Origin of the sequence: Enterobacter sp. ZOR0014 (assembly GCF_000798855.1) — a bacterium.
Lineage (GTDB): Bacteria > Pseudomonadota > Gammaproteobacteria > Enterobacterales > Enterobacteriaceae > Enterobacter > Enterobacter kobei.
On the sequence record NZ_JTLF01000268.1, the window covers coordinates 1 to 17,934 of the forward strand.

General features: G+C 57.0%; 15 protein-coding genes. 9 read left to right on the forward strand and 6 right to left on the reverse strand.

Features of this window, described 5'->3' with window-relative positions:
* Window positions 1-76 precede the first annotated feature (76 nt).
* Together clpA and clpS are read right to left on the reverse strand one after the other, a co-directional pair.
* On the reverse strand, window positions 77-2,356 hold the full coding sequence (gene clpA, locus L977_RS13995) for an ATP-dependent Clp protease ATP-binding subunit ClpA (protein WP_014831269.1): 2,280 nt from the start codon (window positions 2,354-2,356) through the stop codon (window positions 77-79).
* Between the two features lie 27 nt (window positions 2,357-2,383).
* Window positions 2,384-2,704 (reverse strand): ATP-dependent Clp protease adapter ClpS, encoded by a 321-nt coding sequence (clpS, locus tag L977_RS14000; protein WP_006174393.1) that lies wholly within the window; start codon window positions 2,702-2,704, stop codon window positions 2,384-2,386.
* Between the two features lie 267 nt (window positions 2,705-2,971).
* On the opposite strand from clpS, the gene cspD reads away from it, so the two are divergent.
* Window positions 2,972-3,193: a cold shock-like protein CspD gene (gene cspD / locus L977_RS14005; RefSeq protein ID WP_008499993.1), complete on the forward strand. Its 222-nt coding sequence runs from the start codon at window positions 2,972-2,974 to the stop codon at window positions 3,191-3,193.
* 70 nt (window positions 3,194-3,263) lie between these two features.
* Here cspD and macB read toward each other — a convergent pair whose 3' ends face one another.
* Together macB and macA are read right to left on the reverse strand one after the other, a co-directional pair.
* Window positions 3,264-5,204, reverse strand: coding sequence for a macrolide ABC transporter ATP-binding protein/permease MacB (gene macB / locus L977_RS14010; protein ID WP_047626006.1), 1,941 nt, complete (start codon window positions 5,202-5,204; stop codon window positions 3,264-3,266).
* The gene (macA, locus tag L977_RS14015; protein WP_014883196.1) at window positions 5,201-6,316 is read right to left on the reverse strand and encodes a macrolide transporter subunit MacA; all 1,116 of its coding nucleotides are present in this window, start codon (window positions 6,314-6,316) and stop codon (window positions 5,201-5,203) included. Before macA ends, macB begins: the two co-directional genes overlap by 4 nt.
* 159 nt (window positions 6,317-6,475) lie before the next feature.
* Between macA and L977_RS14020 the strand changes: the two genes are divergently transcribed.
* The gene (locus L977_RS14020; RefSeq protein ID WP_023332528.1) at window positions 6,476-7,432 is read left to right on the forward strand and encodes a VirK/YbjX family protein; all 957 of its coding nucleotides are present in this window, start codon (window positions 6,476-6,478) and stop codon (window positions 7,430-7,432) included.
* On the opposite strand, the gene L977_RS14025 is transcribed toward L977_RS14020, so the two are convergent.
* The gene (locus L977_RS14025) at window positions 7,429-9,087 is read right to left on the reverse strand and encodes an ATP-dependent endonuclease (RefSeq protein ID WP_014883194.1); all 1,659 of its coding nucleotides are present in this window, start codon (window positions 9,085-9,087) and stop codon (window positions 7,429-7,431) included. The two genes, L977_RS14020 and L977_RS14025, sit on opposite strands and share 4 nt — an antisense overlap.
* A 289-nt stretch (window positions 9,088-9,376) precedes the next feature.
* On the opposite strand from L977_RS14025, the gene aqpZ reads away from it, so the two are divergent.
* From aqpZ to hcr, 4 genes are all read left to right on the forward strand, one after another.
* On the forward strand, window positions 9,377-10,072 hold the full coding sequence (gene aqpZ, locus L977_RS14030; protein WP_014883193.1) for an aquaporin Z: 696 nt from the start codon (window positions 9,377-9,379) through the stop codon (window positions 10,070-10,072).
* A gap of 170 nt (window positions 10,073-10,242) precedes the next feature.
* A complete protein-coding gene (locus L977_RS14035; RefSeq protein ID WP_047626007.1) occupies window positions 10,243-11,142 on the forward strand; it encodes a lysine exporter LysO family protein in 900 nt (299 codons plus the stop codon).
* Between the two features lie 144 nt (window positions 11,143-11,286).
* Window positions 11,287-12,939, forward strand: a complete 1,653-nt coding sequence (gene hcp / locus L977_RS14040) for a hydroxylamine reductase (RefSeq protein WP_047626008.1) — start codon at window positions 11,287-11,289, stop codon at window positions 12,937-12,939.
* 10 nt (window positions 12,940-12,949) lie between these two features.
* Window positions 12,950-13,918, forward strand: coding sequence for an NADH oxidoreductase (hcr, locus tag L977_RS14045; RefSeq protein WP_023337002.1), 969 nt, complete (start codon window positions 12,950-12,952; stop codon window positions 13,916-13,918).
* A gap of 146 nt (window positions 13,919-14,064) precedes the next feature.
* On the opposite strand, the gene L977_RS14050 is transcribed toward hcr, so the two are convergent.
* A complete protein-coding gene (locus L977_RS14050) occupies window positions 14,065-14,499 on the reverse strand; it encodes a DoxX family protein (protein WP_023338201.1) in 435 nt (144 codons plus the stop codon).
* A gap of 151 nt (window positions 14,500-14,650) precedes the next feature.
* On the opposite strand from L977_RS14050, the gene poxB reads away from it, so the two are divergent.
* The 3 genes from poxB to L977_RS14065 form a co-directional block, all read left to right on the forward strand.
* Window positions 14,651-16,369: a ubiquinone-dependent pyruvate dehydrogenase gene (poxB, locus tag L977_RS14055; protein WP_047626009.1), complete on the forward strand. Its 1,719-nt coding sequence runs from the start codon at window positions 14,651-14,653 to the stop codon at window positions 16,367-16,369.
* Between the two features lie 38 nt (window positions 16,370-16,407).
* Complete coding sequence (ltaE, locus tag L977_RS14060) at window positions 16,408-17,409, forward strand: low-specificity L-threonine aldolase (protein WP_047626010.1); 1,002 nt, start codon at window positions 16,408-16,410, stop codon at window positions 17,407-17,409.
* A gap of 10 nt (window positions 17,410-17,419) precedes the next feature.
* Window positions 17,420-17,934 (forward strand): NAD(P)H-binding protein (locus L977_RS14065; protein ID WP_047626011.1); only part of this gene is annotated, 515 nt, incomplete at its 3' end.

A 17,934-nucleotide genomic window follows, 5' to 3' on the forward strand; every position in this document is an offset into this window, starting at 1 on the left:
CCCGAAAAAGGGCCAGTCAGTTGCTTAACTGACTGGCATTACAACCGAAGTTGCCGTTTTGCTTTTACCTTACTACTCAGTGAGCCGCTTCCGGCTTGTGCTTCGCCGCACTCTGGAAGTCGTACGTCAGCTCGTTCTTCGCCTGATCCAGCGCCACGGTCACCTGACCGCCGTCCACCAGCGAGCCAAACAGTAGCTCGTTCGCCAGCGGTTTCTTCAGGTTGTCCTGAATCACACGCGCCATCGGACGGGCACCCATCGCACGGTCGTAGCCTTTTTCAGCCAGCCAGTTGCGGGCCTCCTGGCTCACTTCCAGCGATACGCCTTTCTGGTCCAGCTGTACCTGCAACTCGACGATGAACTTGTCCACCACCTGATGGATCACCTCGGTAGACAGGTGATCGAACCAGATAATGTTGTCCAGACGGTTACGGAACTCCGGCGTAAAGATCTTCTTGATCTCTTCCATCGCATCGGTGCTGTTATCCTGATGGATCAGGCCGATGGATTTACGCTCGGTTTCACGTACCCCGGCGTTGGTGGTCATCACCAGCACCACGTTGCGGAAGTCCGCCTTGCGCCCGTTGTTGTCGGTCAGCGTCCCGTTATCCATCACCTGCAGCAGGATGTTGAACACATCCGGGTGCGCTTTCTCGATTTCATCGAGCAGCAGTACCGCGTGCGGATGCTTGATCACCGCGTCGGTGAGCAGGCCGCCCTGGTCAAAGCCGACGTAGCCCGGAGGCGCACCAATCAAACGGCTGACGGTGTGGCGCTCCATATACTCGGACATATCAAAGCGCAGCAGCTCAATGCCCAGCGCTTTGGAGAGCTGAACCGTCACCTCGGTTTTCCCGACGCCGGTTGGGCCAGCGAACAGGAAGGACCCGACAGGCTTGTGCTCATGCCCCAGCCCGGCGCGGGCCATCTTGATCGCTTCGGTTAAGGCCTCAATGGCTTTATCCTGACCAAAGACCAGCATTTTCAGGCGATTGCCGAGGGTGCGCAGCGTGTCGCGGTCACTCTGAGAGACGCTCTTCTCAGGAATACGCGCGATGCGGGCCACCACGGACTCAATGTCCGCCACGTTAACCGTTTTCTTACGCTTGCTGGCCGGCATCAGGCGCGCTCGCGCCCCTGCCTCATCAATCACGTCAATTGCCTTATCCGGCAGATGACGATCGTTGATGTATTTCACCGCCAGCTCCACCGCCGCACGGACCGCTTTCGCGGTGTAACGCACGTCGTGGTGCGCTTCATACTTCGGCTTCAGACCGTTGATGATCTGCACCGTTTCCTCAACGGACGGTTCGGTCACGTCAATTTTCTGGAAGCGGCGCGCCAGCGCACGGTCTTTTTCGAAGATGTTGCTGAACTCCTGGTAGGTAGTGGAGCCAATCACGCGGATCTTGCCGCTGGAGAGCAGCGGTTTGATCAGGTTAGCGGCATCCACCTGGCCACCGGACGCCGCACCTGCGCCGATGATGGTGTGGATCTCATCGATAAACAGAATGCTGTTGGTGTCCTGCTCCAGCTGTTTTAAAAGCGCCTTGAAGCGTTTTTCAAAATCGCCGCGGTATTTGGTGCCCGCCAGCAGCGAGCCAATATCCAGCGAGTAGATGGTGCAATCGGCAATCACTTCCGGCACGTCGCCCTGCACAATGCGCCAGGCCAGACCTTCCGCAATCGCGGTTTTCCCCACGCCTGACTCACCCACCAGCAGCGGGTTGTTTTTGCGGCGACGGCACAGCACCTGGATCGCGCGCTCCAGCTCTTTATCGCGACCAATCAGCGGGTCGATACCGCCAACGCGAGCAAGCTGGTTAAGATTGGTGGTGAAGTTTTCCATACGATCCTCCCCGCCTGCTTGCTCTTCATTGTTATTGACCTGATTGCTGGAATCCGATGCCTGGTTAGGCTCGTCTTTACGCGTTCCGTGAGAAATAAAGTTCACCACGTCGAGTCGGCTGACTTCGTGTTTGCGCAGCAGGTAGGCCGCCTGTGACTCCTGCTCGCTGAAGATGGCGACCAGGACGTTTGCGCCAGTCACTTCGCTACGTCCGGAAGACTGGACGTGGAATACCGCGCGCTGCAACACGCGCTGGAAGCTGAGCGTCGGCTGCGTGTCGCGCTCCTCTTCACTGGCTGGCAGCACCGGTGTGGTTTGTTCGATGAAGGCTTCGAGTTCCTGACGTAGCGCCACCAGATCCACGGAGCAGGCTTCCAGCGCTTCGCGGGCAGATGGGTTGCTAAGCAGTGCGAGCAGTAAATGCTCGACGGTCATAAACTCATGTCGGTGCTCACGCGCTCTGGCGAAAGCCATGTTTAAACTGAGTTCCAGTTCTTGATTGAGCATAGGCACCTCCCCCAATTTTATGCCTTATCAGGCCTTTTCCAGCGTACACAGCAACGGATGCTCGTTCTCCCTCGCATAGTCGTTCACCATCGCCACTTTGGTTTCCGCCACTTCTGCCGTAAAGATGCCGCAGATGGCTTTGCCTCGATAATGAACGGTAAGCATCAGTTGCGTTGCACGTTCTACATCATAAGAAAAGAACTTTTGTAGCACGTCAATAACAAATTCCATCGGCGTGTAATCATCGTTCATTAACATAACTTTATACATAGATGGCGGTTTTAGCGCGTCACGCACTTTATCTTCCGCCAGCTGGTCAAAATCCAGCCAGTCGTTGGTCTTACCCATTTTGCATAACCACTTTGAATCTACCTCAGATGTTAGATAACAATCATCTATTACTGTCATCCGCGATGTCTGTCACAAACCGTTGCAATAGCGTTAACTGCTTCAAACTTTGGTTGATTATTGTCCCATCTCCAGCGCCAAACGCTTGACGACGTCTTTCGTTTCTCTAAATTGTACAAGCGTGAGATGGCGAGGTTTTGAACAGCCCCCACTCCACCACCGGTTCATTCCATCTTAACTTATAAGATTTACGAAGGATGTCGAAGCATGGAAATGGGTACTGTTAAGTGGTTCAACAACGCCAAAGGGTTTGGCTTCATCTGCCCCGAAGGCGGCGGCGAGGATATCTTCGCTCACTATTCCACCATTCAGATGGATGGTTACAGAACGCTCAAAGCCGGGCAGTCCGTCCGGTTCGATGTACACCAGGGACCAAAAGGCAATCATGCAAGCCTTATCGTACCCATTGAAGCAGAGACGGTTGCATAGCGCTCTGTTTTATTGTGTACATCCCGCAGTCAAAATGCCAGCCCGATCGGCTGGCATTTTTATTTTCGGGTTATTCCCGAGCCAGCGCATCCACCGGATCCAGCCGCGCCGCGTTGCGGGCGGGGAGCCAGCCAAACAAAATGCCGGTGAAGGTCGAACACAAAAATGCGGTAATAATGGCAACCGGCGAGAAGCCAATCTCCCAGCCGGGTAAAAAGAGCTGGAGTGCAAACGCGATTATCATCGAGAGCGCAATGCCCATCGCCCCGCCGACCAGGCACACCAGCACAGCCTCAATCAGAAACTGTTGCAGCACGTCGCTGGCTCTGGCCCCGACCGCCATGCGGATGCCAATCTCCCGGGTACGTTCCGTGACCGACACCAGCATGATATTCATCACCCCGATGCCGCCGACGACCAGCGAGATCACCGCCACCAGCGTGAGGAACAGCTGAAGAGTACGTGTGGTCTTTTCCGCCGTTTTCAAGAGGCCGTCCATGTTCCAGGTGAAGAAATCCTTCTTCCCGTGGCGCAACGTAAGCAACCGCTCAAGCTGCTGTTCGGCCAGCGCGCTGTCGTAGCCCTCCTTCACACGCACGGTGATGGAGTTGAGCCATGACTGCCCCATGATCCGCCCGGAAATCGTTGTGTAGGGCAACCAGACGCGCAGGATCTTGCTGCTGCCAAACATCGACTGTTTCTCTTCCGCCACACCAATGACCGTGGCAGGCATGTTGCCGACCAGGATCACTTCACCGACGACACTGGCTTTATTAGGGAAGAGTTGCCTGCGCGAGTTCGCGTCCAGCACCACCACCTGCGCCCTGCCCGCCAGCTGTTCGGCATTAAAGGTCGCCCCTTCGCTGAAGGTCATGCCGTAGACGTTGAAGTAGTCCCCGCTGACGCCGTTGGCGCTGGCGGCAACGTCAACATTCGCTACCCGCAGACGCAGGTTTTGCGAAACGGCTGGCGTGGCGGAATTTACCCACGGCTGCTTCTGAATCGCTGCCAGATCGTCATACTTTAGCGCCTGCTGATACTGCGGTTCGTCGTCGCCAAAGTCCTTGCCGGGATAGACATCAATGGTATTGGTACCGATGGCGCGAATATCGGCCAGCACCAGCTGCTTGGCGGCGTCGCCCACCACCACAATCGAGACCACGGAAGCAATACCGATGATAATCCCGAGCATGGTCAGCAGGGTGCGCATTTTGTTGGCCGCCATCGCCAGCCAGGCCATGTTCAGCGCTTCACGAAAGCCGCTGGAAAATTGTCCCCAGCCGGTTGAGGCCGGCAGCGCTTCTTTCGGAGCTGCCGCTCTGGACGCACGCGGCGGCGGGTTGCTGACCAGCTCGCCGTCGTGGATCTCAATAATGCGTTCCGCCTGCGCCGCCACCTGCGGATCGTGGGTAACGATGATCACCGTGTGCCCCTGATCGCGAAGCTGGTGGAGGATCGCCATCACCTCTTCACCGGAATGGCTGTCGAGCGCCCCGGTGGGTTCATCCGCGAGGATCACCTGCCCGCCATTCATCAGCGCGCGGGCAATACTCACGCGCTGCTGCTGGCCACCGGACAGCTGCGACGGCTGGTACTCCACGCGTTCAGCCAGCCCGAGACGCGTTAACAGCGTCTTCGCACGCTCAAGACGTTTCTTCCGCTCCACGCCTGCATAGACGGCGGGCACTTCGACGTTTTGCGCCGCGTTCAGGTGTGAGAGCAGGTGGTAACGCTGGAAGATAAAACCAAAATGTTCCCGGCGCAGCTTCGCCAGCGCGTCGCCGTCGAGCGTGGAGACATCCGTCCCGGCCACGCGATAGGTCCCGCTGGTGGGTTTATCCAGGCAGCCGAGAATGTTCATCAGCGTCGATTTACCGGAGCCTGACGCGCCGACAATCGCCACCATCTCGCCCGCTTCCACGCGCAGGGAGATGCCTTTCAGCACCTCCACCGGACCGTCGCCCGACGGATAGCTGCGACGGATATCCTTCAGCTCAAGCAGCGCGGTCATTTCGCGGCTCCGGGCAGGCTTTCACTGACAACCACCTCCTCACCCTCTTCCAGCCCTTTCACCACCACCACATCGGTATCATTACGCGCGCCAATCACCACTTCGCGATCGCGCGTCTCGCCGTTGCGCAGCACTTTCACTTTATAGCGATTGTCCCCGGCGGATTCGCCCAGCGCGGAGAGCGGAATGGTGAGCACGTTCTTCACGCCGGTCAGCTGGATATGCACCTGGGCAGTCATATCCAGACGCAGCACGCCCTGTGGGTTTGGCACTTCAAAACGGGCGTAGTAAAAGATAGCGTCGTTAACCTTTTCCGGCGTCGGCAGAATGTCTTTCAGCACGCCTTCATAGCGCGTCTGCGGGTCGCCAAGCACGGTAAACCAGGCGTTCTGCCCAGGTTTCAGATGGATCACATCCGCCTCGGAAACCTGCGCTTTGACCAGCATAGTGCTCATATCCGCCAGCGTCAGAATGTTAGGCGCCTGCTGGGCGGCAATTACCGTCTGCCCCTGCAGCGTGGTGATCTGGGTGACTTCACCGGCCATCGGCGCAACGATTTGCGTGTAGTCGAGGTTGGTTTTCGCCGTGTCCAGCGAGGCCTGATTGCGTTTGATTTGTGCGTCGATGGTGCCAATCTGCGCCTGCTTGACCGCCAGCTCCGTCGTGGCAGTATCTAAATCCTGCTTCGAAATGGCCTGGGTTTTTGCCAGCGCCTGCTGACGGGTCAGCGTGACCTGGGCCAGATTACGTTCAGCCAGCGCCTGAGCACGCTGGGCGCGCAGCTCCATCAGCGTGGCTTCCACCTCGCGGATCTGGTTCTCGGCCTGTTCAGGATCGATAACACCCAGCAGCTGGCCTTTTTTTACCTTATCACCGATCTCTACCGACAGCGTTTTCAGCTGGCCGCTGACCTGAGCGCCAACGTCAACCTTGCGCAATGCATCAAGCTTGCCCGTCGCCAGGACGTTTTGCTGCAGTTCGCCGGGGCGAACGATCAGTGTCCGGTACTGCGGCACCGGTGCGTTAAGCACCTGCCATAACCAGAATCCACCGACTAAAATCACGACCGCCAGCAGCAGAAATAGCGTTCTGCGTTTTCCCTTGAGGTTCATAAATATTCCAAATAAATGTTCTGGCAATAATAAATGTTGATTCTATCTAAACGACTCCTTAACGAAACCCCTGTTCTCCGAAATCGTCCTAATTTGTTGACGAGATGTTGATATTCCTCTTGTTGAAATAGTGATATTCCAAAAGATTCAGGATTTATCATGTCTTCCATCGTCGATACGCCTTATTCCCCCCTGACGCAGCCTGCCTCCGGCTGGCAGCTTTTCAAAAACCTGGCTTTGGGTAAGCTTACCCCAGGACTGGCATGGCAGAATCCGGCTTATCGGCGCAAGTTCGTGTTACGGTCGCTTGCGGCTCCCGTCACCACCTCTCGCCTGTTGACGCGCCTGGCAAAACAGCCGCGTCTGATGCAGATATTACAAGCTCAGCCGGGGCTGCCCTGCCGGATGCACCGCCCGTGGCTGACGGTGAACATGGAACGTCAGCACGCGCTGGAGTCTCTTAACTGGCACTATCAGATCATGAGCCGCCAGCTTCCGGCGACGCTGCTGCAGGGCTATCTTTCGAAGCAGGGTGCCACGCTGCTGACCTTAACCGGTAAAGATGAACAGCACTTTACCGTTCGCCTGTGTGCTGATGCGTTTATGGATAAAGAGGGAGAAGCCACCCTCGTCTTCTGCGACGATCAAAACACAGTCCTGGCGGAGATAACCTTCACGCTCTGCCCTTTTGCCGGAAAATCGACGCTGTTCATTGGCGGTTTGCAGGGCGCAAAAGCGCATGTTCCCCATGAGCGGATCCAGAAAGCGACGAAGGCCTGTCATGGGCTGTTCCCGAAACGTCTGCTGGTTGAAACCGCCATGACGCTCGGCGCCGCTTTCCCGGTCGAACAGATTGTCGCCGTCAGTAACGACACCCATATTTATCGCAGCTGGCGTTACCGCAAGAAAAAAGAGGGAAAACTGCTGGCTGATTATGACAGCTTCTGGCTCTCCCTCGGCGGTGAAAAGCAGGATAGCGGTAACTTTATGCTGCCGCTTGTCATGCCGCGTAAACCGATGGAAGAGATCGCGAGCAAAAAACGTTCCGAATATCGCCGTCGCTACGAACTGCTGGACAGCCTGATTCAGCAGGTGAATCAGGCGACCCGAGGTTAATCCGCCCTCCCGCGTGCCAGCCACAGTACGCGGGAGAACATCTTCCTCAGCAGAGTGGGCACCGCCTCCACGCCCCGCCTTCCCGCTTCCGTCGCCACTTCAATCGCGAGATCCGGTTTTGACGAACGGTGTATCGCTTTGGCGATCACGCGGCGCATGTTCATCGGAACATCGACCGGCACCATCGCAATGCGGTGGAACACATCGTCAAACCCCTGACGATACATAAAGTGCTCCATGTCCATCGCGGGGAGCATGGTTAAATGGTCGCGCTCTTCTTCCCGTTCATTATTCAGCAGGCTACGCACGGTCGAGGCATACTTTTTACCCGCCTCGTCACCGTCCACCAGCACATGCCATTCAATACCCATCCGGCGGGCAAATTTTATCAGCGGTTTTAATCCCGACTGGGCAAATTCGATCACCTTAATGCCTTCCGCATCAAAATGGTGCCCACACTGGCGCGCCAGTTCGTTGATGACCCAGGTCTCCGTTTCCCCTTCCACCAGCAGCCAACAGCGGGCAAAAAGTGACGACGCGCGATTAAAACGAATATGAAACGCGATGCGCCGCCCGTCTTCGGCATTTAAACCGCCAGGCCCGAGACGGTACGCGGAGACCCGCGAAGACTCGCGCACCAGACGGCAGATATGCTCAACCGGCGTCATGGATAATAGCTCACCAGAATTGGTGGTCGTAATACGCTGGAGCGGCAGCAAATTCAGCAGATGCCAGGCCACCGAGAGCATGATGGGGTGAAGCCGCGTTTCAGGATCTTCCACCAGCAGCAACGGGCGGGCATCCCGGTCAAGACGCACGGTGCCTTTAGCCTGCAAAAGTGTTGAAAACAGCCCCAGCAGAATCACCCGATGGGTACGACCGCCGGGCCGGTCGATCATCCGGTTGATGATGTCGAGATAGCGCCAGCTGCGTTGTTCATCATGAGAGCGACGGCGCATCAGCCGGTGGCGCGACTCCGATGTCCCCTGCTCGGAAAAATAGTGCTCAAGCAGTTGTACCATCGCGGACAACCCCTGGCGAATCTGACCATCGGTCAGGTTTTGCGGACGCGACACCAGCTCACGCGCCAGAAAATCCAGCTCGCGGGCGGTGACTTCCACCTCCGGCATATTCGGTACCGTGCCGTTACGGATACGCCGCATAAAGCGCGCATCACGCAACCGCAATACCGGCGTCAGGCGGGTCAGGTGGCGAGCCAAATCGTCGATGTTGTCCAGTGGGATCGGGTTGGCTTTTTCATCAAGAAACTCGCGCAGGGTCAGGACCCCTTCGTTTTCCGCCATCTCGCCTTCCAGGCGATAGAAAATCCGGTGGAAATCATCGTCACAGGGCACCCAACAGGGTGACAGCGGGCGGAAGCGACGCACGCGGTGACGGCCTGGCTCGGATTCACGGAACGTCAGGATAATATGCAGGTGCTTCTCGCGTCCCGTCACGTCCCCGGGCGGGAACCAGAAATCGTCGTGGACAAAGTGATACAGATCGTCTTCGGGGGATAGCAGTAACGTCAGCGCATCGAGCAGGCTGGACTTACCCCACGCGTTCTCGCCGATCAGGACGTTGTTCTGCTCAAGCTGCAGCGACAGGCGGTTAATACCGCGAAACCCGACAATTTCCACACGTTCGAGAAGCATAAATCCCCCGCGAAATGAACACTTTTTCCTTTAAGTTATCAGCAGTATAGCGGGAGGAATCTTGTCACGACAGCATAACATTCACCCTGACAAGAATTGGTCTATGCTCTATTTACCGCTCATTTGAACAAGGAATGACATCACATTGCCTTAAATCAAATTTATCGAATTTATTTAAGTGGCGAAGGGATGTTGTTGGTTTCTAAAATACGGGCTCTTTGAGTCGTCATCCCTTTATGGCGATATATCCCGCCCGCGGGAAAGCGCGCGGAAATTATTTGAGGTGGTTATGTTTAGAAAATTGGCTGCAGAATGTTTTGGTACATTCTGGCTGGTATTTGGTGGCTGCGGTAGCGCCGTTCTGGCAGCAGCGTTCCCGGAATTAGGCATTGGTTTTGTCGGCGTCGCGCTGGCGTTTGGCTTAACCGTATTAACCATGGCCTTCGCCGTGGGGCATATTTCCGGTGGTCATTTTAACCCGGCTGTGACGTTAGGTTTATGGGCGGGCGGTCGTTTCCCTGCTAAAGACGTCATTGGCTACATCGTGGCGCAGGTGGTGGGCGGTATTATTGCGGCTGGCGTTCTGTACGTTATTGCCAGCGGTAAGGCCGGCTTTGACGCGGCCGCCAGCGGCTTCGCCTCAAACGGCTTTGGCGAACACTCGCCGGGCGGTTACTCCATGCTGTCTGCCATCGTGATTGAAATTGTGCTGACCGCGGGCTTCCTGCTGGTGATCCACGGCGCCACCGACAAACACGCGCCTGCTGGCTTTGCCCCGATTGCTATTGGTCTGGCGCTGACGCTTATCCATCTGATTTCAATTCCGGTCACCAACACCTCCGTTAACCCGGCACGCAGTACCGCCGTCGCCATCTTCCAGGGCGGCTGGGCGCTTGAGCAGCTGTGGCTGTTCTGGGTGATGCCAATTATCGGCGGTATTCTGGGCGGCGTGCTGTATCGCACCCTGCTGGAAAAACGCGATTAATCTTTCCCTCCCTCTCCCCGTGGGAGAGGGCCGGGGTGAGGGCAACAGGCCGCACATACAGGCCGGGTAAGGCGTAGCCGCCACCCGGCTTTCTTTTGCCGCTTTACTGAATAGCCTTTATTGGGTAGTGTCTCTGGCGCTCAACAGACACTCAAAAGGACCGGCTGTTCATGTTTTCAGGACTCCTCATTATTCTGCTGCCCCTGATTGCGGGCTACCTTATTCCGCTGTGTCAGGAATCCGCATTACGGCTTATCAACCGTTTTCTCAGCGGGATTGTTTATCTCATTCTTTTCTTTATGGGGATTAGCCTGGCCTTCCTGGATAACCTGTCCGCGAATTTACTCTCCATTTTGCATTATTCAGCCGTCACGGTTACGGTTATTTTGCTGTGCAATATTGCCGCACTGCTGTGGCTGGAACGCACCATTCCCTGGAAAAACCATCACCACCAGGAAAAGCTGCCCTCCCGTATTGCGATGGCACTTGAGTCATTAAAACTCTGCGGCGTCGTGGTGCTCGGTTTTCTTCTGGGTCTCACCGGATGGGCATTTTTACAGCACGCGACAGAAGCCAGTGAATATACCCTGATCTTCCTGCTGTTCCTGATTGGTATCCAGCTGCGAAATAACGGCATGACCCTGAAACAGATTGTCCTCAACCGTCGGGGAATGATTATTGCCGTAATGGTTGTCACCAGCTCAATGGTGGCGGGTGTGATTAATGCTTTTATTCTCGATCTGCCGCTGAAAACCGGCCTGGCAATGGCCTCCGGATTTGGCTGGTACTCCCTTTCCGGTATTCTGCTGACTGAATCATTCGGTCCGGTGATCGGCAGCGCCGCCTTCTTTAACGATCTGGCGCGTGAGCTGATTGCCATTATGCTGATCCCGGGGCTGGTTCGCCGCAGTCGCTCTACCGCACTGGGTCTGTGCGGCGCGACCTCGATGGACTTTACGCTGCCGGTACTTCAGCGCTCAGGCGGGCTGGAAATGGTGCCCGCAGCCATCGTGCACGGCTTTATTTTGAGTTTGCTGGTTCCCATTCTGATGGCGTTCTTCTCTGCCTGATACTTCTTTGGCGGTAGGGTGCCTGCCGCCAAAATTGCGCTAAATCAATCTCCCTCTATTTTGTAGCAGAAAGCGCTTTTCACCGTTCTGGCACAGGCATAACCTTAAACATGTATATCAAATATAACTTTAACAGGTGTGATTATGTTTTGTGTGCAATGTGAACAAACCATCCGTACCCCGGCAGGCAATGGCTGCTCTTACGCGCAGGGTATGTGCGGCAAAACCGCAGAAACATCAGACCTGCAGGACCTGCTGATTGCTGCCCTGCAAGGCCTTTCCGCATGGGCATTCAAAGCCCGCGAATACGACATCGTCGACCACTACGTCAACAGCTTCGCGCCGCGCGCATTCTTCTCTACGCTGACCAACGTTAACTTTGATTCCCCTCGCATTGTCGGCTATGCCCGTGAAGCTATCGCCCTGCGTGAAGCGCTGAAAGCGCAGTGCCTGAACGCTGATGCTAACGCTCGCGTGGACAATCCGATGTCAGAACTCCAGCTGGCGAGTGATGACCTGGGCGACCTCCAGCGTCAGGCGGCAGACTTTACCCCGAATAAAGACAAAGCGGCGATTGGCGAGAACATTCTCGGTCTGCGCCTGCTGTGCCTGTACGGTCTGAAAGGCGCAGCGGCGTATATGGAGCACGCGCACGTTCTCGGTCAGTACGACAACGATATCTACGCGCAGTACCACAAAATCATGGCGTGGCTGGGTACCTGGCCTGCCGATATGAACGCCCTGCTTGAGTGCTCAATGGAAATCGGCCAGATGAACTTCCGCGTGATGAGCATTCTGGATGCCGGTGAAACCAGCACCTACGGCCACCCGACGCCAACGCAGGTCAACGTGAAGGCGACCGAGGGTAAATGTATCCTGATCTCCGGTCATGACCTAAAAGATCTCTACAACCTGCTGAAGCAGACTGAAGGCACTGGCGTCAACGTTTATACTCACGGCGAAATGCTGCCTGCACACGGCTACCCGGAGCTGCGTAAATTCAAACATCTGATCGGTAACTACGGCAGCGGCTGGCAGAACCAGCAGGTGGAGTTCGCCCGCTTCCCTGGCCCTATCGTGATGACCTCTAACTGCATCATCGACCCTACCGTGGGCGCTTATGACGACCGCATCTGGACCCGCAGCATCGTCGGCTGGCCGGGCGTGAGCCACCTCGAAGGCGACGATTTCGGTCCGGTTATTGCCCAGGCGCAGCAAATGGCGGGCTTCCCGTACAGCGAAATTCCGCATCTGATCACCGTCGGCTTCGGCCGTGAAACCCTGCTCGGCGCCGCAGATTCGCTGATCGATCTCGTCAGCCGTGAAAAGCTGCGCCACATCTTCCTCGTCGGCGGCTGCGACGGCGCGCGCGGTGAGCGTAACTACTTCACCGATTTCGCCACCAGCGTACCGGACGATTGCCTGATCCTGACCCTGGCGTGCGGTAAATACCGTTTCAACAAGCTGGACTTCGGCAATATCGAAGGTCTGCCGCGCCTGATCGATGCGGGCCAGTGTAACGATGCTTACTCGGCCATTATTCTGGCGGTTACCCTGGCGGAGAAACTGGGCTGTGGCGTGAACGACCTGCCGCTGTCGCTGGTGCTTTCGTGGTTTGAGCAGAAAGCGATCGTCATCCTGCTGACCCTGCTCTCTCTGGGCGTGACCAACATCGTGACCGGCCCGACCGCGCCAGGCTTCCTGACGCCGGACCTGCTGGCCGTGCTGAACGAAAAATTCGGCCTGCGCTCCGTCACCAACGTTGAAGATGATATGAAGCAGCTGCTGAGCGCGTAAGGAGTTATTCATGACCATGCCAACCTCACAATGTCCGTGGCGGATGCAGGTTCATCACATCCACCAGGAGACGCCGGATGTGTGGACGCTCTCACTGATTTGCCACGATTACTATCCGTACCGTGCCGGTCAGTATGCGCTGGTCAGTGTCCGCCATTCGGCGGACACCCTGCGTGCCTACACGATCTCCTCAACGCCGGGCGTGAGCGAATACATCACGCTTACCATTCGCCGTATTGATGACGGTGCCGGCTCGCAGTGGCTGACCCGTGACGTGAAGCGCGGAGACTATATCTGGCTGTCAGACGCCCAGGGCGATTTCACCTGTGACGACAAGGCGGAAGATAAATTCCTGCTGCTGGCGGCGGGCTGTGGCGTCACGCCGATTATGTCCATGCGCCGCTGGCTGGCGAAAAACCGTCCGCAGGCCGACGTGCAGGTGATCTTTAGCGTTCGCTCTCCGGAAGATGTCATTTTTGCCGAGGAGTGGCGTAATTATCCGGTAACACTGGTGGCAGAACACAATGCGGTCCACGGTTTTGTGCCCGGTCGTCTGAGCCGCGAGCTGCTGCAAAGCGTGCCGGATATCGCGCACCGTACCGTGATGACCTGCGGCCCGGCGCCTTACATGGATATCGTCGAGAAAGAAGTGAAGGCGCTTGGCGTGACCCGCTTCTTCAAGGAGCAATTCTTCACGCCGGTAGCAGAGGCGGCAACCAGCGGGATTCAGTTTACTAAGCTACAGCCTGCGCAGACCTTCTTTGGCCGCGTGGGAACGACTTTGCTGGAGGCACTCGAAAGCAATAAGGTACCGGTAGTGGCCGCCTGCCGTGCGGGCGTATGCGGTTGCTGTAAGACGAAAGTGGTTTCAGGTGAGTACACTGTCACCAGTACCATGACGCTCTCCGACGCGGAAATTGCCGAAGGTTACGTGCTGGCGTGCTCATGCCATCCGCAGGGGGATCTGGTCCTCGCATAATCTGACGCGGTGCCCCCGTTTTTGCCGGGTGGCACTGCGTTTACCCGGCCTACCTTGTAGGGGCTGGACGTCGTAGGCCCGGTAAGCGCTAGCGCCACCGGGCTTTTTTGTCGGGCGGCACATTGTTTACCCGATCGACAACAGCCTCAACGCCACGCCGGTGCTTTCCCCAGCGCAAACCGCCCAGCCCCTAAAAATGCCACCGCCAGCGAGCCAATAAAGAAGTACACCAGGCTTTCAATCGCCCATGCCCCAACCTTATCGAGGGCGAACGTTTCACCCATTCCTACCATAAGCCATGCCACAATCATCGTAAACGCCAGCATCAGCGCGGCCGGTCGCGTAAAGAGGCCGACAATAATCAACATCGGTGCCACCACTTCGCCAATCAACACGCCATAGGCGATAAACCCCGGCAACCCTTTTTCCACCAGCATGCCGCTGATAAAGCCCACGCCGCCGAATAACTTGTGCAAACCGTGAAAGAGCATCAACCCACCGACGGCAAGTCGTAACAAGAGTTTGCCAAGATCGTCGCACGATAGCTTTTCATTAACAGCAATTAACAATGATTTAACCATTTGAAATGATTCCTGTTTTCACCTGACTCAGCACCAGATTATGCCGAATTATCGCGCAAGGAAACCCTGTTAATTGAGGGGTATTGAGCAGGCAATACAGCGACTTTCTTCTAAGCTTGTAAGCGATATCACAAAAAGGAGAAGGACACCCATGAAACAAACCGTGGCTGCATATATAGCGAAAACCCTGGAACAGGCTGGCGTGAAACGTATCTGGGGCGTAACCGGCGATTCCCTGAACGGACTGAGCGACAGCCTTAACAAAATGAAAACCATTGAATGGATGCCGACCCGCCATGAAGAGGTCGCCGCATTTGCCGCGGGAGCCGAAGCGCAGCTCACCGGTGAACTGGCCGTGTGTGCAGGCTCGTGCGGGCCAGGTAACCTGCATCTGATCAACGGTCTGTTTGACTGCCACCGTAACCACGTGCCGGTGCTGGCGATTGCCGCCCATATCCCCTCTTCCGAAATCGGTAGCGGCTATTTTCAGGAGACGCATCCGCAGGAGCTGTTCCGTGAATGCAGCCACTATTGCGAACTGGTTTCATCCCCGGAGCAGATCCCGCAGGTTCTGGCAATCGCCATGCGCAAGGCGGTGCTGAACCGCGGCGTGTCGGTGGTCGTTATCCCGGGTGATGTGGCCCTCAAGGCCGCACCAGAAGGGGCCAGCACCCACTGGTATCACGCCCCGCAGCCTGTGGTGACGCCTGCGGAAGAAGAACTGAAAAAGCTGGCGCAGCTGCTGCGTTACTCCAGCAATATTGCCCTGATGTGCGGTAGCGGCTGCGCGGGCGCGCACAAGGAGCTACTTGAATTCGCGGGTAAACTAAAAGCCCCCGTTGTTCACGCCCTGCGCGGCAAAGAGCACGTCGAGTACGACAACCCTTACGATGTGGGAATGACCGGGCTGATCGGTTTCTCCAGCGGGTTCCACACCATGATGAACGCCGACACGCTGATTTTACTCGGTACCCAGTTCCCTTACCGCGCGTTTTACCCGACGGATGCCAAAATCATTCAGATCGATATCAATCCGGCCAGCATCGGCGCGCACAGCAAGGTAGATATGGCGCTGGTGGGCGATATCAAATCCACCCTGGCCGCCCTGCTGCCGCTGCTCGAGGAGAAAACGGATCGCGCGTTTCTTGATAAAGCCCTCAGTGACTACCGCGATGCCCGTAAGGGGCTGGACGATCTCGCCAAACCGAGCGACAAAGCCATCCACCCGCAGTACCTGGCACAGCAGATCAGTCATTTCGCTGACGACGACGCCATTTTTACCTGCGACGTCGGCACGCCAACCGTCTGGGCAGCACGCTACCTGAAGATGAACGGCAAACGCCGCCTGCTGGGTTCGTTCAACCACGGCTCGATGGCCAACGCCATGCCGCAGGCGCTGGGCGCAAAAGCGACGGCACCGGAACGTCAGGTGGTGGCCATGTGCGGCGACGGCGGGTTTAGCATGCTCATGGGTGATTTTCTCTCCGTGGTACAGATGAAGCTGCCGCTCAAAATCGTGGTCTTCAACAACAGCGTACTGGGCTTTGTGGCGATGGAGATGAAGGCCGGTGGCTATCTGACGGACGGTACCGAACTGCATGACACCAACTTCGCGCGCATTGCCGAGGCGTGCGGCATCACCGGTATTCGCGTGGAAAAAGCGTCTGACGTGGATGAAGCCCTGCAGCGCGCCTTCTCTATCGACGGTCCGGTGCTGGTGGATGTGGTAGTCGCCAAAGAAGAGCTGGCTATTCCACCGCAAATCAAGCTGGAACAGGCGAAAGGTTTTAGCCTCTATATGCTGCGCGCCATCATCAGCGGCCGCGGTGATGAAGTGATCGAACTGGCAAAAACCAACTGGCTCAGGTAAAACATTTCACGTGACCTCTTAAAATAAAGGGATGTGAAATGATTGATTTGCGTAGTGATACCGTTACCCGCCCGAGCCGTGCCATGCTCGAAGAGATGATGGCCGCCCCGGTCGGGGACGACGTCTACGGCGATGACCCGACGGTCAACGCGTTACAGCGCTATGCGGCAGAGCTGAGTGGCAAGGAGGCCGCGCTGTTCCTGCCGACCGGCACGCAGGCGAACCTCGTGGCGCTACTCAGCCACTGCGAGCGCGGCGAAGAGTATATTGTCGGCCAGGGCGCGCATAACTATCTCTACGAAGCCGGCGGTGCGGCGGTGCTCGGCAGCATCCAGCCGCAGCCGATTGACGCCGCGCCGGACGGTACACTCCCGCTCGATAAGGTCGCGGCAAAAATCAAAGCCGACGATATTCATTTCGCCCGCACGAAACTGCTCAGTCTGGAAAATACCCACAACGGAAAAGTGCTGCCGCGCGAGTACCTGAAAGCGGCGTGGAACTTCACCCGCGAGCGCAAGCTCGGCCTGCACGTTGACGGTGCGCGCATTTTTAACGCCGTAGTGGCGTACGGCTGCGAGCTGAAAGAGATTACGCAATATTGCGACTCGTTCACCATTTGCCTCTCCAAAGGGCTGGGTACGCCGGTGGGTTCCCTGCTGGTCGGCAATGCGGATTACATCAAGCGCGCCAACCGCTGGCGTAAGATGACCGGCGGCGGCATGCGCCAGGCGGGTATTCTGGCGGCGGCGGGTCTGTATGCTCTCAAAAATAACGTGGCGCGCCTGAAAGACGATCACGATAACGCCGCATGGATGGCCACACAGCTGCGCGAGATCGGTGCGGACGTGATGCGCCACGACACCAACATGCTGTTCATTCGCGTGGGCGATGAGCATGCCGCTGCGCTGGGCGAATTTATGAAAGCGCGCGGCGTGCTGATCAACGCCTCTCCGGTGGTGCGTCTGGTCATGCACCTCGACGTGAACCGCGAACAGCTGGCAGAGGTGGTGAAACACTGGCAGGCGTTTTTACAGCGCTAAGGAGCCTCACGTGCCGCAACGCATTCTGGTGCTGGGCGCCAGCGGGTATATCGGTCAGCATCTCACCACGGCGTTGAGCCAGCGGGGACATCAGGTGCTGGCAGCGGCACGCAACACCGACCGCCTGCAAAAGCTGGCGTTGCCGGGCGTCACCTGCCACAACGTTGACCTCAACTGGCCGAAGACGCTTCCCGCGCTGCTGGAAGGGGTCGACACGCTTTACTACCTGGTCCACAGCATGGGCGAAGGCGGTGATTTTATCGCCCACGAGCGACAGGTGGCGTTGAACGTCCGCGATGCCCTGCTGCAAACGCCAGTGAAGCAGGTGATTTTTTTAAGTTCGCTCCAGGCGCCTGAGAGCGAGCAGTCCGATCACCTGCGCGCGCGCCAGCTGACGGCGGACACCCTGCGCGGGGCGAATATCCCCGTTACCGAACTGCGCGCAGGGATCATCGTCGGCGCGGGCTCAGCCGCTTTTGAAGTGATGCGCGATATGGTCTACATCCTGCCGGTGCTGACGCCGCC